Source organism: Streptomyces sp. NBC_00433, assembly GCA_036015235.1.
In the GTDB taxonomy this organism is placed as follows: Bacteria; Actinomycetota; Actinomycetes; order Streptomycetales; family Streptomycetaceae; genus Actinacidiphila.
The window spans coordinates 6,179,136-6,197,518 of the sequence record CP107926.1 but is presented as its reverse complement, the minus strand read 5'-3'; the positions used below and the strand labels follow the sequence as shown (position 1 = coordinate 6,197,518).

The following is an 18,383-nucleotide window of genomic DNA, read 5'->3' as shown; positions in this document are numbered from 1 at the left end:
GAAGGCGTAGAGCCGGTCGCCGGCGGCGACGGCGTCGGGGCGGGCGGTGGCGTCGAGTCCCTGGACGACGGCGCAGGGGCGCCAGGCGCCGCCGGCGTAGGGCAGCTGGAGGACGGCGCCGTCTGCCTTGCGGACGACGAAGGCGTCGAGGGTGCCGCGGGCCCGGGAGACCAGGGCGGGGGCGGCGGTGATACGGCCCGCGGTGGGGACGACGGCCCAGGCGTTCCAGCGGCTGCCCACCAGGGAGGCCGTGACGAGGTCGCCGCCGACCCGGCCGACCAGGTCGATCCTGCCGGGCTCGGAGGAGGCGGCGGCGGGGGCGGCGGCGAAGTGGGTGCGCTCGTCGACCTGGGACCAGGAATTCCAGTGGGTGCCGGTCATGGTCCTGCGGTAGAGCAGGCCGTCGGTGCCGAGCGCGAACAGGTCGACGCGGCCGGCCTTGGCGGAGACGGCGGCCGGGTCGTCGGCGACGCTTATCCCGCTGAGCTTGTGCCACGGGCCGTAGTCGGAGCCGTCGCGGACGACGTACCAGATGTTCTTGTCCTGGCCGCGGGCGAAGACGTAGGTGGCGCCGTTCACGACGAGCGCGCGCGGGCCGCCGACCAGCGGGACGCCGGCGGCGGGCACGCCCTGGAAGGCGGACCAGCGCGGCAGCGCGACGGACTGGCCGGTACGTCCCTGCGGGGCGTCGGCGCCCGCGGTCGGGGCGGCGGGGGTGATGGCCTTGGGCGCGGTGGCGGCCGAGTCGGTCTTGTGGTCGGTCGCGGGGTCCGTCGTCGGCGGGGTGTCGTCGCGGGAATTACCCGGGCCCGGGGAGCCCGAGGAGCCGGCCGAGGCGATGCCCCAGCCGCCGATGCCGGCCACCGCGAGCGCCGCCGCGGCGGCCGCCGCGAAGCGGATACGCCGCTGCCGCATGGCGTCGGAGACCGCCCGGTGCCGGGGGCTCGCGGGCCGGCCTGGCGCGGAGGCGCGGCCCTTGCCCGCGCCCCGGGAGGAGGCGCCGAAACCGGCGAGCTCCTCGGCGGTGGGCAGCTTGATGCTGGTGTGGGTGTCCCGGGAGGAGTCGGGGGCGGCGCCCCTGACCAGCGGCACGGCCCCGCGCCTGCGGTCGCCGCCGGGCGGCGCGGCGGGGGCGGCCGGTGCGGCGGCGGGCGCGGGCGGCTCGGGCACGGCGTCGCCGTAGCCGCCCTCCTCGCCGGTGTCGCCGGGCGCGGTCACGTCCAGCGGGGGCAGGCCGGCGAGCCGCGGCAGCAGGTCGCGCAGCCGGGCGGCCAGCTCGCCGGCGGTGAGCCGGGAGGCGGGGGCCTTGGCGAGGCAGGCGGTGAGGATGCGTTCGAGGTCGGCGGGCAACCCGGGCAGCGGCTGTACGGCCTCGGTCACGTGCCGGCGCAGGACGGCGCCGGGGTGGCCGCCGCCGAAGGGGGTGAAGCCGCCGAGCAGCTCGTAGAGGACGGTGGCCAGCGCGTAGATGTCGACGGAGGCGCGCGGCGGCAGGCCCTCGATGATCTCCGGGGCCAGGTAGTCGGGGGTGCCGATGATGCGGGTGGCGCGGGTGCGGCGCGGGGAGTCGACCAGGCGGGCGATGCCGAAGTCGGTGAGCAGCGCGGGCGGTGCGCCGCCGGGGCCTGCGGGGGCGGCGGAGTCGAGCAGGACGTTCTCCGGCTTGACGTCGCGGTGGACCACGCCCGCGGCATGGGCCGCGGCGAGGCCGTCGGCGACGTCGGCGGCGATGGCGACGGCGGCCTCGGGGGCGAGCCGTCGCTCGCGCTCCAGCCGGGAGCGCAGGTCGGTGCCGCGGACCAGGTCCATCACCAGGGCGAGGTCGCTGCCGTCGACCACCAGGTCGCGGATGCCGACGATGTGCGGGTCGTCGAGCGAGAGCAGCGCGGTGCGCTCCTGCACGAACCGGCCGACCAGGTCCTGGTCGGAGGCCAGGTCCTCGCGCAGCAACTTGATGGCGACCGGTCCCTCGGGGCCGTCACCGAGCCACACCGTGCCCGCGGATCCCCGCCCGAGCACCTGGTGGGCGGTGTAGCGGCTGCCGATCTTCCTGGCCAAGACTTGCTCCGACTCCTCCGGCGGTCCGTCGCGTGGGCGACCAAGCGTTGCCGACAAAGCTACGCGGAACAGCGGCCGTTCGGGGTACGCGAGGGCGGTGAGTGGGCGTTCCGCACGAGAAATCACCCTTCGGAAGTCGACAAATCCCCAAGGTGGGCGTCGGAACACGCGTCGGAAGGGGCGTACGACGGCGCTCCGCCCGTACGCGGACCGGCTGCGTACGGGCGGAGTGTCGGGCGGGGCGACGAAACGGGGTCAGTTGCCGTTCTGTCCGGGCAGGCCGTTGAGGTCGGGGAGGTTGTTCAGGTCCGGGGTGCTGTTCAGGCCGGGGGTGTCGTTGCCCTGGCCGCCGCCGGAGTCGCCGGTGATCGAGGAGATCTTGTCCCATGCCGAATGGGCCCAACTCGACGTCGCGTCCCACAGGTTGCGGGTGCTGTCGACCCAGTGCGGCAGCGGCGTGGTGTACCAGATGACGACGAAGAGCACGGCGATCACCAGGATCACCGTCAGGCAGCCCTTGAGGCAGCCGAGGCCGGGGATCTTGACCGGGTTCGCGCTGCGCCGCCGCGGCTCGCGCGGGTCGTGCTGCCGGGGCGGCTCGGGGGCCCGGGCCGGCGGGCGCTGCTGCGGCTCGTAGCGCTGCGGCTGCGGCTGCTGCTCCCTTCGCGGCTCGTACGCCTGCGGGGGCGGCCCCGACTGCTGCTGCGGCTGCTGGTAGCGGGGCTGCTGCGAGGGGCCGGACTGCTGCTGCGGATAGCCGTAGCCCTGGCCGCCGCCCTGCTGCTGTTGCTGCTGCTGGTACGGCTGCTGCGGGTATCCGTAGCCCTGCCGGCCCTGGCCGCCCTGTCCCTGGCCTTGTCCCTGCCCCTGCTCCGGCTGGCCCGGCTGGCGGCGCGGGCGGCGGAAGAGCGGGTCCATCTCCGGCGGCAGATAGCGCGCCTCGGTCTGGTCGTTGCGCTGCCGGGCCGCGCTGAGCTGCGACTCCCACGGGTGCGGGCCGCCCTGCGCCTGCGCGGACTGCGGTGCGCCGTCGGGCACGGGCGGCATGACGCGGGTGCCGTCGGCGGCGGGCCGGGCCGAGCGGTCGCCCTCGGAGGGCAGCACGCTGGTCGCGGCGTTCGGGTCGTAGCCGCCGCCCTGCCCCTGCGGCAGCACCTGCGTGGGGTCGGCGTCGGAATTGCCGGCTCCCGCGCCCCGTGCGCCGCCCTGGCCGGTGCCGGGCACCAGGGTCGGGGTCTCGTCGGGGGCGAGCAGCGCGCCCACGCCGAGCGCGGCCTCGGCCGCGTCGGGCGTGGCGTGCACGCCGACGCCCGCCGCGACCACCCGCAGCGCGCGGGCCAGGCTGTCGGCGCTCGGGCGCTGGGTGGGCTCCTTGCGCAGGCAGCGCTCGATGACCGTCCACAGCGGTTCGGGAACGGTGCTGGGGCGGCGCGGCTGCTGGTTGAGGTGGGCCTGGAGCACCTCGATGGCATTCTCGCCCTGGAAGGGCGTACGCCCGGTGACCAGCTCGTAGAGCAGGATTCCGGCACCGTAGACGTCGACGGCGGAGGTCTGCGGGCGGCCCTGGGCGGATTCCGGCGCCACGTAGGCGGGGGTGCCGACGAATTCGTGGGTCCGGGTGACGCCCGGGGAGTCCGCCAGGCGCGCGATGCCGAAGTCGGTGAGCATCGGGTGCATCCGCTCTTCGCCGTTCTCACCGGTGAGGGTGGCGAGCAGCACGTTGGCGGGCTTGAGGTCGCGGTGCACGACGCCGTCGGCATGGCTGGCGGCGAGCGCGTCGGCGACGGCGGCGGTCAGCAGCGAGGCGGCGACCGGGGTGAAGGGGCCGTTCTCCCGCAGATAGCGGTGCAGGTCGGGGCCGTCGACCAGGTCCATGACCAGGGCGAGCAGGTCGCCCTCGACGACCAGGTCGCGGACCCGCACGATGTGCGGGTGGCGCAGCCGGACCAGGACGGAGCGCTCGCGAAGGAAGCGCATCACCACGTCGGGGTCGCCGGCCAGCTCTTCCTTGAGCACCTTGACGGCGACCGCGGTGCCCGACTCGTCCCGCACCCGGGCACGCCAGACGGTGCCTGTGGCGCCGCGCCCGAGCGGCTCCTCCAGGAGGTACTTGCTGCCTACCGGCCGCACGTCATGCGCTCCCTGCTCCGTAGTGACCGGGCCCTTCCGGTGCCCCGATTCCGGCCAAGCGTAGTGCCGCGCGGCAAACCGTGGCCTGGTGGCGCCGCCGGGATTCCCGGGTAGGACGCCGCACGGCGGTCCGCGGTTGCGCGGTCGGCGGCGGATCGGCTTGCGCCGGTTTGCGGTACGCGGCAGGCGGAAGACGGCCGGGAGGCGGCGGCGACACGGCTCCGACAGAGATCAGGTTCTGCCGCGAAACGGCCGGATCCGGTCACTTCCCGCCGTGCCGCCGATGGTGAGCGGCCCGGTCCGCGGTAGGACAAGATCACCGGAGGTGGTACCGGCGTCAGGATGTCGGTGGCGGGTGGGAGGATGCACCCGTACGGTCCGGTGGGGGCAGCGGGGGCGGCCCTGCCGGTCGCGGCCGCGCGCCGCCGGACGCTGTCCGGTCCGGCAGGCGGGCGCGGGTGTTCGCCAAGTGTGTCGCCAGCTGTCGTAGGTGTTCAGTGTCAACGCGCTCGTGCGCGGTCCGGGAGGGGTCTTCCGCCGCGCGCCCGGGCAGAAGGGACCGCGGACGAGATGCAGATCCGGCTGACCGTCCTCGGGCCGCGCAGCGGCCGGGCCGCACGCGGCGGCAGCGACGTGCTCGTCACCGCGCCCCCGGGCACCGTGCTCGGCTCGGTGGCCGGCGCGCTCGCCTCGGCCGCGGGGTCCGGGCAGCCGGGCCGCTCCGCCGGGTCCTCGGTGGCGCTCTACGTCGGCCAGGACCGCGTGCCGCCCACCGCCGTCCTCGGGGTGCCGCCGCTGGTCGACGGCGCCGTCCTGTCGCTGCACGCGTCCACGGGGCGCCCTGGCGAGCCGCACGACCACGGGCAGTACGGCAGCTTCGGGGAATACGGCCGCCCGTCCGCCGACGTCGCCAGGCTGCTGGTGGTCGGCGGGCCCGACGCCGGCGGCGTCCACCTGCTGCCCGGCGGCCGGGCCACGATCGGGCGGTCGGCCGACGCGGATGTGCCGCTGGACGACCCGGACGTCTCCCGGCTGCACTGCGAGGTGGCCTTCGGCCCGGACGGCGGCCTCACCGTCGCCGACCTGGGCTCCACGAACGGTACGACGCTGAGCGGGCGCGCTGTCGGCCCGCAGCCGGTGCCGCTGCCCCCGGGCGCACTGCTGCACCTGGGCGAGTCCACGCTCCGCCTCGACCCGGCGGGCTCCCCCGCCCCGCCCCCGCTCCCGGCCACCCCCGACACCGACGGGCACCTCCGCGTCTCCCTCCGGGACGCCCCCTGGCCCGCGCCCGCCTCCCCGCCGGTCCCGGCACCCCGGGACGGCGCGGCGGACGGCTCGCCCGCGGGGCACCCGCAGGACGGCAGGGACGCGGACGGCCCGACCCGCGAGGACCGTGCGGCGGCGGGCCGCAGCGGGTCCGCCGCCCGCGGCGGGCACCTGGCGGACGCCGTGGACGGGCCCGGCGGCCCCGGCCTCTCCGGCGCGGCCGGTCACCCGGATACCGCGCCGTTCGCGCCCGGCGCGGAAAGCGGGCGCCAGGGCGGCGCGACCGGGGGCCGCACCGGCGGCCCGGCATCCCGGGACGACGCCTCCGGCGCCCTCGGGCACCCGGGCGGGAGCCCGGAGACCACCGCGCCGGACGCGCTCGGCACCCCCGGGCACCAGGGCGACGGCCCCGGCGGGCGCGGCGGCAGCAGCGGGAGCAGGAGCACCGCGCAGGACAGCCCCGGCACGGGTGTGCGGCGGGACACCGGTCAGGCGCGGCGGCCCGGTGCAGGTCCCGGGGGGCGCAGCGGGGTCGTCGGGTCGATAGGGGCCTGGGCCAGGCGGCGGCTCGGCGGGACGGGGCGGGGCGAGGAGGAGGCGTACGCCGGGGGTGAGGCGGAGGCGCTGCGGGAGCGGTGGCCCGACCCGGCGGCCGTGCTGCTCACGGCGCTGGGCCCCGGCAGGCGGCTGTGGGAGCGCACCCCCGGGCACCCGGACGCGCTGACCGTACGGCTCGGCACCGCCGACCTGCCGTCGGAGTACGGGAACCGGCGGCTGGGCGGAGTGCCCTTCACCGTGGACCTGCGCGAGCCGCGCACCTCCGCGCTGACCTTGGCCGGGCCGCGGCCGCGGCTGGCCGGCCTCGCCCGCGCGGTGCTCGCCCAGCTGTGCGCGCTGCACTCCCCCACCGCCCTTGAGGTCGTGCTGGTCAGCGCGGACCGTGCCAGGCCCGCCGACCAGCGGGCCGAGGAGTGGTCCTGGCTGAACTGGCTGCCGCATCTGCGCCCGTCCCGCGGCCAGGACTGCCGGCTGCTGCTCGCCTTCGACCGCGACCAGGCGCAGGCGCGCACCGCGGAGCTGGTGCGCAGGATCGAGGAGGGCCCGGCGGGCGCCGGGCAGCCGGGGCCGTATTCGCTGCTGGTGGTCGACGGCGACCCCGGGTCCGCGGCGCTGCGCGAGACCGTCGCGCGGATCGCGGCGGCCGGTCCCGCAGTCGGCATCCATGTGCTGTGCCTGGCCGAGCCGGGCGAGCGGCCCGCCGTGGACGACGGGGTCGTCGCCCGCCTGTCGGGTGACGTCGCGACGATGCTGCGGGTCGAGCCCGCCGGGGAGCCCGCGGGCTCCGGCGGCGCCGACGAGATCGTGCTCGACGCGGTGTCCGCCGCCTGGGCCGAGCATTTCGCGCGGGCGCTGGCCCCGTTGCGCGAAGCCGACGCGGACGCGCCGGGCGCCCTGTCGCGGCACGCGCTGCCCGCCTCCGTACGGCTGCTCGACGAGCTGGACCTCGCGCTGGCCACGCCCGCGAAGATCGCCGCCCGCTGGGCCGCCGCGCCCGCCGCGGCGCCGTCCGGGGTCGCCGTGCTCGGGGCGGGCGCGGGACCCGGCGGCCGGGTCGCGGTGGACCTCGTGGCCGAGGGGCCGCACCTGATCGTCGGCGGGGCCCCTGGCGCGGGCAAGACCGAGCTGCTGCGGTCCTTCGCCGCGGCACTGGCCGCCGCCGAGCGGCCGGAGAGGCTCGCGCTGATCCTGGTCGACGGCGCCGGGCAGGACCGCGGCGAAGGGCTCGGCGGCTGCGCCGACCTGCCCCACGTCAGCGCGCACCTGGTGGCCGCCGACCCCGTCCGGATGCGGGAGTTCGCGCAGGCGCTCAGCGCGGAGCTGAAGCGGCGCGAGGGAGTGCTCGGCGGGCAGGCCTTCGCCGCGTGGCATGCCGAGCGGCTCGTCGCCGCGACCGTGCCGCACCCCGGCGGGCGCCCGCCGGGGGCCTCGCCCCAGGACGTGCCCGCGCTGCCGCGGCTCGTCGTGCTCGTCGACGACTTCGACGCGCTCGTGGCCCCCGCGCTCGGCGCCTCCGGGAGGCCCGCGGCCGGCAGCGTCGTCCGGGCGATCGAGTCGGTCGCCCGGGACGGCGAGCGCCTCGGCGTCCACCTCGTCACCGCCACCGGCCGCCCCGAGCGCACGGCGGGCACCGACGCGGACGAGCGGGCACCGCTGCGGGTCGCGCTGCGGATGCCCGACACGGAGTCAGCGGCGCTGCTGGTGAATGTCGAGGACCCGGCCGGGCTCGACGAGAGCGTCCCGGGCCGCGGGTATCTCCGGCGGCCCGGCGGGGCGGTGACGGCCTTTCAGGCCGGGCGGGTCAGCGGGCGCATCCCGCGCACGGCGACCTTGCGGCCGACGGTTGTGGGGCTCGAGTGGGAGCGGATGGGGGATCCGCCGGCCCGGCGCCAGGTCCGTGAGCTGGGGAACGGGCCGACCGATCTCGCACTCCTCGCCAGTGCGCTTCAGCGTGCCGCCGAGGCCGAGGCCACGTCTGCCTGACCCGCACCCCCGCCGGGGGCGCCCCCGCCCCCTGTTCCCGGACCTTCCCCCGGGTGGGGGTACCCCCACGCGCCCCTGGGGGGTGCCACTTGCTGTGGCGTTGCCTTTCCTTCCCGCCTTGTCGGCGGGGCGCGCAGTTCCCCGCCACTCCCTGCGGGGTGCTGTTACGGACTCCACGGTTGCGCTCCGTGGGGGCTTGGCGCTCCGTTCTCCCCCAGCGCTTCGCGTGGGAGTACCCCCACGCGCCCCTGGGGGGTGCCACTTGCTGTGGCGTTGCCTTTCCTTCCCGCCTTGTCGGCGGGGCGCGCAGTTCCCCGCGCCCCTGAAAAACGCGTGCCCCCCTGCGCAGAGGGCCCTCGGCAGGGGCGAACGCCGGCCGGCGGAGGACGCAGGCCAAAAGGGGCGCGTGGGGGTACCCCCAGGCGAAGCGCTGGGGGAGAACGGAGCGCCAAGCCACCCACACAGCGCAACTGTGGAGTCCGTAACAGCACCCCGCAGGGAGTGGCACCCGCCCAGGGGCTCGTGAGGGTACCCCCGGGCGAAGCTCTGGGGGAGAACTGCGAGACAGGCCGCCCACCCGGGGGAAGGTCCCGGAGCGCCGGGGAAGGGGCAGGGGCAAGGGGGCACCCCCAGGTTTGAGCCAAGATCACGGCGTGGTCACATTGCGGGCGGTGGGTGGTATCGGCTCTTGCCGGGGGGAGTTCACCGGGCGTAGGACAGGACGCCACGGGACTGAGGGGAAGCCAGATGCACAGGTTAAAGGGTAAGACGCGGATCGCCCCGAGCGGCAGCGCCTCACGCCGGACTACGCGCATAGCGCTCGCCGTCGTATCGGCGTCGGCCCTGGCGCTGGGCGCCGCGGCCTGCGGCGGCGGTGGCAGCGACGACGGGGGCAAGAAGAGCGACACGCCGACGACGTCGGCGGCGGCGCCCAGCAGCGGTGACGCCCTGCAACTGCCCGACCTGCACGGCCAGAAGCTGGAAGTGGCCGCGGTGTGGACGGGGCCCGAGCAGAAGAACTTCCAGAAGGTGCTCGACGAGTTCGACAAGCGCACCGGCGCGAAGACCACGTTCGTGCCGACGGGCGACAGCCAGTCGACCTTCCTGGGGACGAAGATCCAGGGCGGCGCCCCGCCCGACGTGGCCTTCCTCGCGCAGAACGGCGTGCTGCACCAGTTCGCCGACAAGGGCTGGCTCAAGCCGCTGGGCCCGGAGGCGCAGGCCCAGTTGGGAAAGAACTTCTCCCCGGGCTGGCAGAAGCTCGGCGCGTGGAAGGGCAAGCAGTACGGCGTCTACGCCAAGGTCTCCAACAAGTCGCTGATCTGGTACAACGCGGCGGCCTTCAGCAACGCGGGCGCGACGGAGCCGAAGACCTGGGCGGACTTCCTGAAGACCGCGGAGACCGTCTTCGAGTCGGGCACTCCCCCGGTGTCGATCGGCGGTGCGGACGGCTGGACCCTGACCGACTGGTTCGAGAACATCTACCTCTCGCAGGCCGGTCCGGAGAAGTACGACCAGTTGGCCGCGCACAAGATCAAGTGGACCGACCCGTCGGTGAAGGACGCGCTGACCACGCTGGGCCAGCTGTTCGGCGCCAAGGACCTGATCGCGGGCGGCGCCAAGGGCGCCCTGGCCACGGACTTCCCGAAGTCGGTGACGCAGACCTTCACCGGCAATCCGCCGGCCGCCGCGATGGTCTACGAGGGCGATTTCGTCTCGGCCTTCATCTCGGCCAACACCAAGGCGAAGGTCGGCACGGACGCCAAGGAGTTCGCCTTCCCCGCCGTGGGTACGGGCAAAGCGCCGGTGGTCAGCGGCGGTGACGTGGGGGTGGCGCTCAAGGACGGCCCCGGCGCGCAGGCGCTGCTGACCTTCATCGCGTCGACGGACGCCGCCAAGATCTGGGCCCAGGGCGGCGGTTACCTCTCGCCGAACAAGTCGCTGGACATGGCGGCGTATCCGGACGACGTGCAGCGCAACATCGCCCAGTCGCTGATCGCCGCGGGTGACGACTTCCGGTTCGACATGTCGGACCAGGCGCCGGCGGCCTTCGGCGGCACGAAGGGCGAGGGCGAGTGGAAGGACCTCCAGGACTTCCTCGCCAAGCCGTCCGACGTGGCGGGTGCGCAGGCCAAGCTGGAGGCGGACGCCACCAAGGCGTACGGGGGCTGAGGCACGTGGCCCCGGCACAGGTGGCTGGTGCCACCGCGGGGGCGGGAGGCGGCGGTTCCGCCGCCGCCGTACCGCCCCCGCCGGGTCCCGGAAAGGGATCCGGTCCCCGTCGCAGTGTGATGGGCACCCGGCCGTGGGTGGCCGCGGTGTTCCTGCTGCCCGCGCTGGTGCTGCTGGGCGCGCTGGTGGCGTATCCGATCGTCTACACCGTCAAGCGGAGCCTCTACGACGCGGACGGCAGCGCCTTCATCGGGCTGAAGAACTTCGGGACGGTCTTCAGCGACCACGGCATCCTCACCGCGGTGCGCAACAACGTGGTCTGGGTGGTGGTCGCGCCGGCCGTGGCGACCGCGCTCGGCCTGGTGTTCGCGGTGCTCACCGAGAGGGTGCGCTGGGGCACGGCGTTCAAGCTGATCGTCTTCATGCCGATGGCGATCTCGATGCTGGCCGCCGGGATCATCTTCCGGCTGGTCTACGAGCAGGACCCCTCGCAGGGCGTGGCGAACGCCGTGGTGGTGGCGGTGCACGACACCTTCACCGACAACGCCGCCTACCCGGGGGCCAGACCGCGGCCGAACAGCGATCTGGCGCCGACCGCGGGCGGTTCCTTCACGTCGAAGTCGGCGGCGGCCAGCGGCACTCCCGCCGACCTGCCGCTGATCGGCATCCCGCAGAACAAGGTGCCTTCCGGCGCGGCGGACGCGAAGCCCGCGCCGTCGCAGCCGGGTTCGGTGACCGGCACGGTGTGGCTGGACTTCCGGCCCGGCGGCACCGGGAAGCCGGGGGTGATCGACCCCGGTGAGAAGGCGCTGTCCGGGGTGAAGGTGCAGGCGGTCAAGGACGGCAAGGTCGTCGCGTCGGCGAAGTCCGGCAAGGACGGGACGTACAAGCTGCCCGCCTCGGCGGTCGGCGCCCGACTGCGGCTGCCCGCGTCGAATTTCTCCGGGAAGTACGAGGGCATCAACTGGCTCGGCCCGAGCCTGGTGACGCCGTCGATCATCGCGTCCTACATCTGGATGTGGGCGGGTTTCGCGATGGTGCTGATCGCGGCGGGCCTGGCCGGGGTGCCGCGGGAGCTGATGGAGCAGGCGCGGGTGGACGGGGCCGACGAGTGGCAGGTCTTCCGCCGGATCACCGTGCCGCTGCTGGCACCGGTGCTGGTGGTGGTCACGGTCACGCTGATGATCAACGTGCTGAAGATCTTCGACCTCGTCTACATCATCGCGCCCGGCAACACGCAGCAGAATGCCAACGTGCTGGCCCTGCAGCTGTACCTGTCGTCGTTCGGCGGCGGTGACGACCAGGGCGTCGGCAGTGCGATCGGTGTGATCCTGCTGCTGCTGGTGCTGCCGGTCATGATCTTCAACATCCGGCGGCTGCGCAGGGAGGGACGCCGATGAGCGCCGACGCGACCGCGGGGCAGGCGATGCCCCGCGACACAGCGGACCGTCCTGCGGGCGTACGGCCCAAGGACCGTCTCGGCACCCGGCTGGCGGCCCTGGCCGGCGGCGGGGTGGTGCGGGTCGTGCTGCTGGTGGTGGGCCTGTTCTGGCTGCTGCCGACCTTCGGCCTGCTGCTGTCCAGCCTGCGCACCCCGGCGGACATATCCGCCAGCGGCTGGTGGAAGGTCTTCACCTCGCCGTCGCAGCTGACGGTGACCAACTACCGCACCCTGCTGGACAACCACGCCATCACCGACTCGCTGGTGAACACGGCGCTGATCACCATTCCCACGACCCTGCTGGTGGTGGTGATCGGGTCGCTGGCCGGCTACGCCTTCGCCTGGATGGACTTCCCCGGCCGCGACTGGTGGTTCATCGCCGTGGTGGCGATGCTGGTGGTGCCGGTGCAGGTGGCGCTGATCCCGGTGGCGAAGCTCTTCGGCGACATCGGGATCTTCGGCGACATCTCCGGGGTGGTGCTCTTCCACACCGCCTTCGGGCTGCCGTTCGCGATCTTCCTGCTGCGGAACTTCTTCGCGGAGATCCCCAGGGAGCTGCTGGAGGCCGCGCGCCTCGACGGCGCGGGCGAACTGCGGCTGTTCGCGCGGGTGGTGATGCCGCTGGGCGGTCCGGCGATCGCGTCGCTGGGCATCTTCCAGTTCCTGTGGGTGTGGAACGACATGCTGGTGGCGCTGATCTTCGCGAACAGCGACTCGCAGCCCATCACGGTGGCGCTCCAGCAGCAGGTGCGGCAGTTCGGCAACAACATCGACATCCTGGCGCCCGGCGCCTTCGTGTCGATGGTGATCCCGCTGGCGGTCTTCTTCGCCTTCCAGCGGCAGTTCGTGGGCGGCGTGATGGCGGGCGCGGTGAAGTGACCGCACGCCGGTCCTGACGGCGGGCGCTGTGACGTCACCGCACGCCTGTTGACGGCGGCGACACGGTGACGCGGCGGACGATTCCGGCCGCGGGGGACGTTTACACTGACGCCCCCCGCAGCCGGGAGCCGCCCGCACCAGGGGCTCCCACCCGTTCGAACGGATCCCCATGACGCTCACCCCCACCGCCCCGGAGCCGGCCGGCGAGGAGCTTCCCGCACCCACCTCACTCGACGAGGTCAAAGGCTGGTTCTTCCCCGTCGACCAGCTGCTCTTCGACTGGTTCCTGGCCCGGCAGAGCGAGCTGACCGAACCGGGGGACCTGCTGGAGATCGGCGCCTACATGGGCAAGAGCGCGATCTTCATGGGCAGCTACCTGCGGTCCGGCGAGACCTTCACGGTCTGCGACCTGTTCGATTCCCCGGCGCAGGACGACGCGAACTCCGCGGAGATGCGGTACTCCTACTCGACGCTCACCCGTCGCTCGTTCGAGTCCAATTACCTGTCCTTCCACGACGAGCTGCCCACCGTGGTCCAGGGCCTGTCGTCCCTCGTACGGGACCGGGTGCCGGCCGCCAGCTGCCGCTTCGCGCACATCGACGGCTCGCACCTCTACGAGCACGTACGCGGCGACATCGAGGACACCAGGACGCTGCTGCACCCGCACGGCATCGTCGCGCTGGACGACTACCGCTCCGAGCACTGCCCCGGGGTGGCCGCCGCGGTCTGGGCGGCGGTCGCCACCGGCGGCCTCAACCCGGTGTGCGTGACCGGCACCAAGCTCTACGGCACGTGGGGCGACCCGGCGCCGGTGCGCGAGCAGCTGCTGGAATTCCTCGCCGGGCGCGACGACCTGTGGCACGGCGTCGAGGCGGTGGCCGGCGGCAAGCTGGTGCGGGTCAAGGGCGCCAAGACGGTCCCGCCGGCCCAGCCCCGGTCCCGGCACCGCCGCGAGGAGCCGCCGGCCGAGGAGGTCGCGCCGGTCCCCGAGCCGGCCCCGCCGGTCCCCCAGCCGGCCCAGGCCGCCGAGCCCGCGCCCGCGGCCCGGCGGCGGTCACCGCTGCGCCGGCTGGTGCTCAACGTGCTGCCGCCGTTCGTGTCCAAAGGCTTCGTAAGGCTTCGCGCCGCGCTACGCCACCAGGCGTAACCAGCGGGGCAACCGCGCGTTCGCAGGATATACAGCGTCACACACCGCATTTACCGCGGATGTGGTCGTAGTGTCCCGTGTCCCCGCGTCGAACCTGGATGTGCTGCTGTGCCCCGCTTCAGCGTCATCGTGCCCGTCTACCACGTGCAGGCGTATCTGCACGCCTGCCTGGACTCCGTGCTCGACCAGTCCTTCGGCGACTTCGAGCTGATCGTGGTGGACGACTGCTCACCGGACGGCAGCGGCGAGATCGCCGACGCCTACGCGGCCCGCGACCGCCGGGTCAGCGTCCTGCACCTGGCCGAGAACGTCGGCCTGGGCCGGGCCCGCAACGCCGGCCTCGCCCAGGCCACCGGCGACTACGTGCTCTTCCTCGACAGCGACGACACCTACGCCCCCGGCGCGCTGCACTCCATCGCCGCCAGGATCGACGCCACCGGCCGCCCCGACCTGCTGATCTTCGACTACGACCGCACCTACTGGAACGGCCGGGCGGAGCGCAACCAGTTCAGCGCGCTGCTCGCCCAGCACGACCCGCAGGTCTTCTCCCTCGACGAGCACCCCGGCCTGCTGCGATTGATCATGGTCGCCTGGAACAAGGCCTACCGCCGGGACTTCCTCGCCAAGGTCGGGGTGACCTTCCCGGCCGGCTACTACGAGGACACCCCGTGGACGTATCCGCTGCTGATGGCCGCGGACACGATCGCGCTGCTCGACCAGGTGTGCGTGCACTACCGGCAGCGCCGCAAGCGCGGCATCCTGCACACCACCAGCCGGCGGCACTTCGAGATCTTCAAGCAGTACGACCTGCTCTTCGCGTTCCTCGACAGCCGACCCGACCTGGAGCGCTGGCGCACGGTCCTCTTCCGCCGGATGCTCGACCACCTCACCACCGTCTTCAACCTGCCCGACCGGCTGCCCCGGTCGTCCCGCCCCGAATACTTCCGGCGCTGCCGCTCGCAATACCGCAGGCTGCGGCCCGGCGGCTTCAGTTTCGCGCTGAACCGGCGCAGCGGGGTGCGCTACCTGCTGGTCGCCCTCGGCGCCCGGCGCACCTTCCAGGCGCTCGGCACCCTCCACCGGCTGCGGCTGCGCACCGTGCGGCGGGCCGAGGCGGCTGCCGGACGGCTGCGCAAGACGGTGCTGCACGCGTACTACCTGGCCCAGCGGCGCCGGCCGCTCGACCCCGACCTCGCGGTCTTCTCCGCCTACTGGGACCGCGGCTACCTCTGCAACCCGGCCGCCGTCGAGGGCTCGCTGCGCGAACTCGCCCCGCACATGCGGACCGCCTGGGTCACCACCGAGCAGTACGCGCACACCCTGCCGCCCGGGGTGGCCCGGCTCCAACCCGGCTCCGCCGGCTACTGGAAGGCCATGGCCCGCGCGTCCTACCTGGTCAGCAACGTCAACTTCCACCACCGCTACGCCAAGCGGCCCGGCCAGATCAACGTGCAGACCCACCACGGCACCCCGCTCAAGCACATGGGCGTCGACCTGCTCCAGCACCCCGCCGCCGCGCACGGCATGGACTTCGAACGCCTGCTGCGGCACGTCGACCGCTGGGACTACAGCGTCTCGGCCAGCCGCCACTCCAGCCTGGTCTGGGAGCGCGCCTACCCCGCGGCCTTCACCTGCCTCGAATACGGCCAGCCCCGCACCGACGTCTTCCACCGCGCCACCCCCGAGGACGTCCTCGCGGTGCGCGACAGCCTGGGCATCCCGCGCACCGCGACGGCCCTGCTCTACGCCCCCACCCACCGCGACTACCAGTCCGGCTACCTGCCGGCCCTCGACCTGCCCCGCCTCGCGGACGAACTGGGCCCCGGGGTGGTCCTGCTGCTGCGCACGCACTACTTCTACCCGCCGGGCACCCCGGGCGCCGCCGCCCACCCGCGTGTCATCGACGTCTCCGCGCACCCCTCTGCGGAGGAGCTGTGCCTGGCCTCCGACGGCCTCATCACCGACTACTCGTCACTGATGTTCGACTACGCCGGCCTCGACCGCCCGATCGTGCTGCACGTCTCCGACTGGGACACCTACCGCGCCACCCGCGGCGCGTACTTCGACGTCACCGCGCACCCTCCCGGGCCTGTCGCCCGGACCCAGTCGGAGCTGACCGACATCCTGGCCACGGGTTCCTGGTCCGGGCCCCGCTCGGCCCAGCTCCGCGCGGCCTTCCGGGCGCGCTTCTGCCCCTACGACGACGGGCACGCGGCGGAACGGGTGGTCCGGCGCGTGTTCCTCCGCGAAGAGGGCGGCCTCCCGGCCGTCACCCCCCTCCCCGACCGCCGTCCCGCGGCCGCGCCACAACCCGCTCCCCCCACCCGCCCGACGGCGCGTCCTCTGCCGTGAGTCCCTGCCCCCTGCGCTGCGTTGCCTGCCTGCGGCCGCACGTGTGGGGCGGGGTCAGGGCGTGGGGACCGCGGGGGCCGGGGCGGGGTGGGCGAGGGAGGCGGGGGAGGGGGCCGGACGGCGGTCCGGGAGAGGGCGGTACGGCACGAGCGCGTCCTCGTTGAGGAAGACCCGCCGGACGACCCGCTCCGCGGCAAGCCCGTCGTCGTACGAGCAGAACCGCTCCCGAAAAGCCGCCCGCAGGGCATCGGCCGGGCCGGACGCGAACGCACCGCCGCGGAAGACCTCCGCCAGGGACGCCTCGTCCGCGGCGACAGCCCCCGGCGTCTCGCCGGGCCGCCCCGACAGCAGGTCGAAGTAGACGCCCCGGGCGGCCCGGTAGGCCGCCCAGTCGGCCGCGTGGATCACGATGGGCCGGTCGAGGTTGGCGTAGTCGAACATGAGCGACGAGAAGTCGGTGACCAGCGCGTCGGACGCGAGGCACAGCTCCTCCACGCACGGGTGCGCGGAGACGTCCACGATGGAGCCGTTCGCGTGCAGCTCTTCGAGCTGCGGGCTCTGCCCGTAGAAGTAGTGCGCCCGCACGAGCAGCGTGTAGCCGGGGCCCAGTTCGCGGGCGAGGCGTTCCAGGTCCAGCGGGAGGACGAACTCCCGCTGGTAGTCGCGGTGGGTGGGGGCGTAGAGGATCGCGGTCGCGCCGGGGGCGATGCCGAGGGCCTGGCGGGCGCGGCGGACGTCGTCGGGGCCTGCCGCGTAGAAGACGTCGTTGCGCGGGTAGCCGGTGGGCAGGGTGCGGTAGCCGCTGGGGTAGACGCGGTCGAAGACCTCGGCCGAGTGCTGGTTGGAGACCAGGGAGTAGTCCCACTGGTCGGCGTGGTCGAGGAGCCGGCCGAAGCTCATGCCCTTGCCGACGGCGGGCCGTGCCCGCAGGTCCATGCCCATGTGCTTGAGCGGGGTGCCGTGGTGCGTCTGCACATACGTCTGCTCGGGCCGCTTGACGACGTTTCCGGTGAAGTTCGCGTTGTTGACGAGGTGGCCGGCCCTGGCCAGGACGTCCCAGTAGCGGCGGGAGTTGACGATGACGTGGTCGACGCCGGGCGGCAGCGCGTCCCGGTCGCGCTTGTTGACGACCCAGACGCCGCGCAGGTGCGGGGCGATCTCCGCGGCCTTGCGGTAGATCGCGGCCGGGTTGCAGGACACCCCGCGGTTCCAGTAGGCCGCGTAGAGGACCAGGCCGGGGTCGACGGGGCGGCGCAGCCGCATCCGGTAGTAGCGCTGGAAGAGGGTGCGGGCCAGGCCGTTCCTGCGGGCCCTGGCCTTCTTGGCGAGGCTCATGGCGACGGCCCGCGCGCCCAGGGCGGCGCGGTAGCGGCCGTAGGAGCCGGTGCCGGCGGCCCTGACCCAGCGGGCCTCCTTCGGCTCGGGGGCGGTCCAGCCGGCCGGGCGGTGGTCGGTGAGCAGCCGGCCCGCCCTGCGGACGAAGTCGGGGGTGGCCTCGGGGGTGAGCCGGTCCTCGCCGACGGCCATCAGCATCGCGGCCATCTGCCCGTAGAGCGCGGCCCGCCCGGCCTCCCCGGGCAGGTCGGGGTCGGCGAACAGCTCGCCGTAGCGGTCGAGTACGGCCAGGTGGTGGGCGCCGCGGGTGGTGGTGAGGCTGCCGGAGCGGCGCTTGCGCCAGCGCACGCACACCCGGTCGAGGCAGGCGATGCGGGGCGCCGCGGTGAGCACCCGGGCGGCGACGGCGATGTCGGCGTAGGGGGCGTCGCCGAAGGTGAAGTCGTGGGAGGTCCAGTAGTCCCTGCGGACCGCGCGGTTCCAGGCGGCGGGGTAGCAGGCCAGGCAGTCGGGGAGGTCGGCGGCGGTGAAGACGCGGGTGCCCGCGGCGGCCAGGAAGTCGCCGTCGCCGCTCTCCTGGACGTTCTCCCACACGGTGAAGCGCTCGTGGTCGTACAGCAGCACGTCGGGGTCGCCGGTGCGGGTGAGCCGGTCGGCGAGTGCGGCGAGGGTGCCGGGTGCCATGAGGTCGTCGGCGTCGAGGAAGAGCAGGTAGTCGCCGGTGGCGCGGGCGGCACCGGCGTCCCTGGCCTTCCCGGTGCCGCCGGCGCGGTCCAGGCGCACCGGTACGACGCGCGGGTCGGCGGCGGCGAGGTCGGCGATGATCGCGCCGCAGGCGTCGGGTGAGGCGTCGTCCACCGCGATCACCTCGACGTCGCCGCCGGACCGGTCGCCGCCGGACCGGTCGCCGCCGGACTGGTCGAGGACGGACTCCAGGCAGGGGCGCAGGAAGCCCTGCGCGCGGTGGGCGGGAACGACGACGCTGAAACGGGGCATGACCATCCTGGACAGATCGGTGGTTACCGGTACGGGATAACGTCCGAGGGTAATTGGCCGCGCACC

8 protein-coding genes and 1 pseudogene are annotated in these 18,383 nt (G+C 74.3%); 6 read left to right on the top strand and 3 right to left on the bottom strand.

Features of this window, described 5'->3' with window-relative positions:
• Nucleotides 1-789 precede the first annotated feature (789 nt).
• Together OG900_26425 and OG900_26420 are read right to left on the bottom strand one after the other, a co-directional pair.
• A pseudogene (locus OG900_26425) lies at nucleotides 790-2,058 on the bottom strand (serine/threonine protein kinase).
• Nucleotides 2,059-2,313: 255 nt separating this feature from the next.
• Nucleotides 2,314-4,188 (bottom strand): serine/threonine protein kinase, encoded by a 1,875-nt coding sequence (locus OG900_26420; GenBank protein WUH93300.1) that lies wholly within the window; start codon nucleotides 4,186-4,188, stop codon nucleotides 2,314-2,316.
• A gap of 570 nt (nucleotides 4,189-4,758) precedes the next feature.
• Between OG900_26420 and OG900_26415 the strand changes: the two genes are divergently transcribed.
• The 6 genes from OG900_26415 (at nucleotide 4,759) to OG900_26390 (ending at nucleotide 15,986) form a co-directional block, all read left to right on the top strand.
• Nucleotides 4,759-7,995: an FtsK/SpoIIIE domain-containing protein gene (locus OG900_26415; GenBank protein WUH93299.1), complete on the top strand. Its 3,237-nt coding sequence runs from the start codon at nucleotides 4,759-4,761 to the stop codon at nucleotides 7,993-7,995.
• 747 nt (nucleotides 7,996-8,742) lie between these two features.
• The gene (locus tag OG900_26410) at nucleotides 8,743-10,167 is read left to right on the top strand and encodes an extracellular solute-binding protein (GenBank protein WUH93298.1); all 1,425 of its coding nucleotides are present in this window, start codon (nucleotides 8,743-8,745) and stop codon (nucleotides 10,165-10,167) included.
• Between the two features lie 119 nt (nucleotides 10,168-10,286).
• Nucleotides 10,287-11,567 carry a sugar ABC transporter permease gene (locus OG900_26405; GenBank protein ID WUH93297.1) on the top strand — a complete coding sequence of 427 codons (1,281 nt, stop codon included), beginning with the start codon at nucleotides 10,287-10,289 and terminating at the stop codon, nucleotides 11,565-11,567.
• A gap of 26 nt (nucleotides 11,568-11,593) precedes the next feature.
• On the top strand, nucleotides 11,594-12,487 hold the full coding sequence (locus OG900_26400; GenBank protein ID WUH95933.1) for a carbohydrate ABC transporter permease: 894 nt from the start codon (nucleotides 11,594-11,596) through the stop codon (nucleotides 12,485-12,487).
• A 169-nt stretch (nucleotides 12,488-12,656) separates the two neighbouring features.
• Nucleotides 12,657-13,634 carry a class I SAM-dependent methyltransferase gene (locus OG900_26395; GenBank protein WUH93296.1) on the top strand — a complete coding sequence of 326 codons (978 nt, stop codon included), beginning with the start codon at nucleotides 12,657-12,659 and terminating at the stop codon, nucleotides 13,632-13,634.
• 108 nt (nucleotides 13,635-13,742) lie between these two features.
• Complete coding sequence (locus tag OG900_26390) at nucleotides 13,743-15,986, top strand: bifunctional glycosyltransferase family 2 protein/CDP-glycerol:glycerophosphate glycerophosphotransferase (protein ID WUH93295.1); 2,244 nt, start codon at nucleotides 13,743-13,745, stop codon at nucleotides 15,984-15,986.
• A 54-nt stretch (nucleotides 15,987-16,040) separates the two neighbouring features.
• Here OG900_26390 and OG900_26385 read toward each other — a convergent pair whose 3' ends face one another.
• On the bottom strand, nucleotides 16,041-18,317 hold the full coding sequence (locus OG900_26385; GenBank protein WUH93294.1) for a bifunctional glycosyltransferase family 2 protein/CDP-glycerol:glycerophosphate glycerophosphotransferase: 2,277 nt from the start codon (nucleotides 18,315-18,317) through the stop codon (nucleotides 16,041-16,043).
• Between the last annotated feature and the right edge of the window lie 66 nt (nucleotides 18,318-18,383).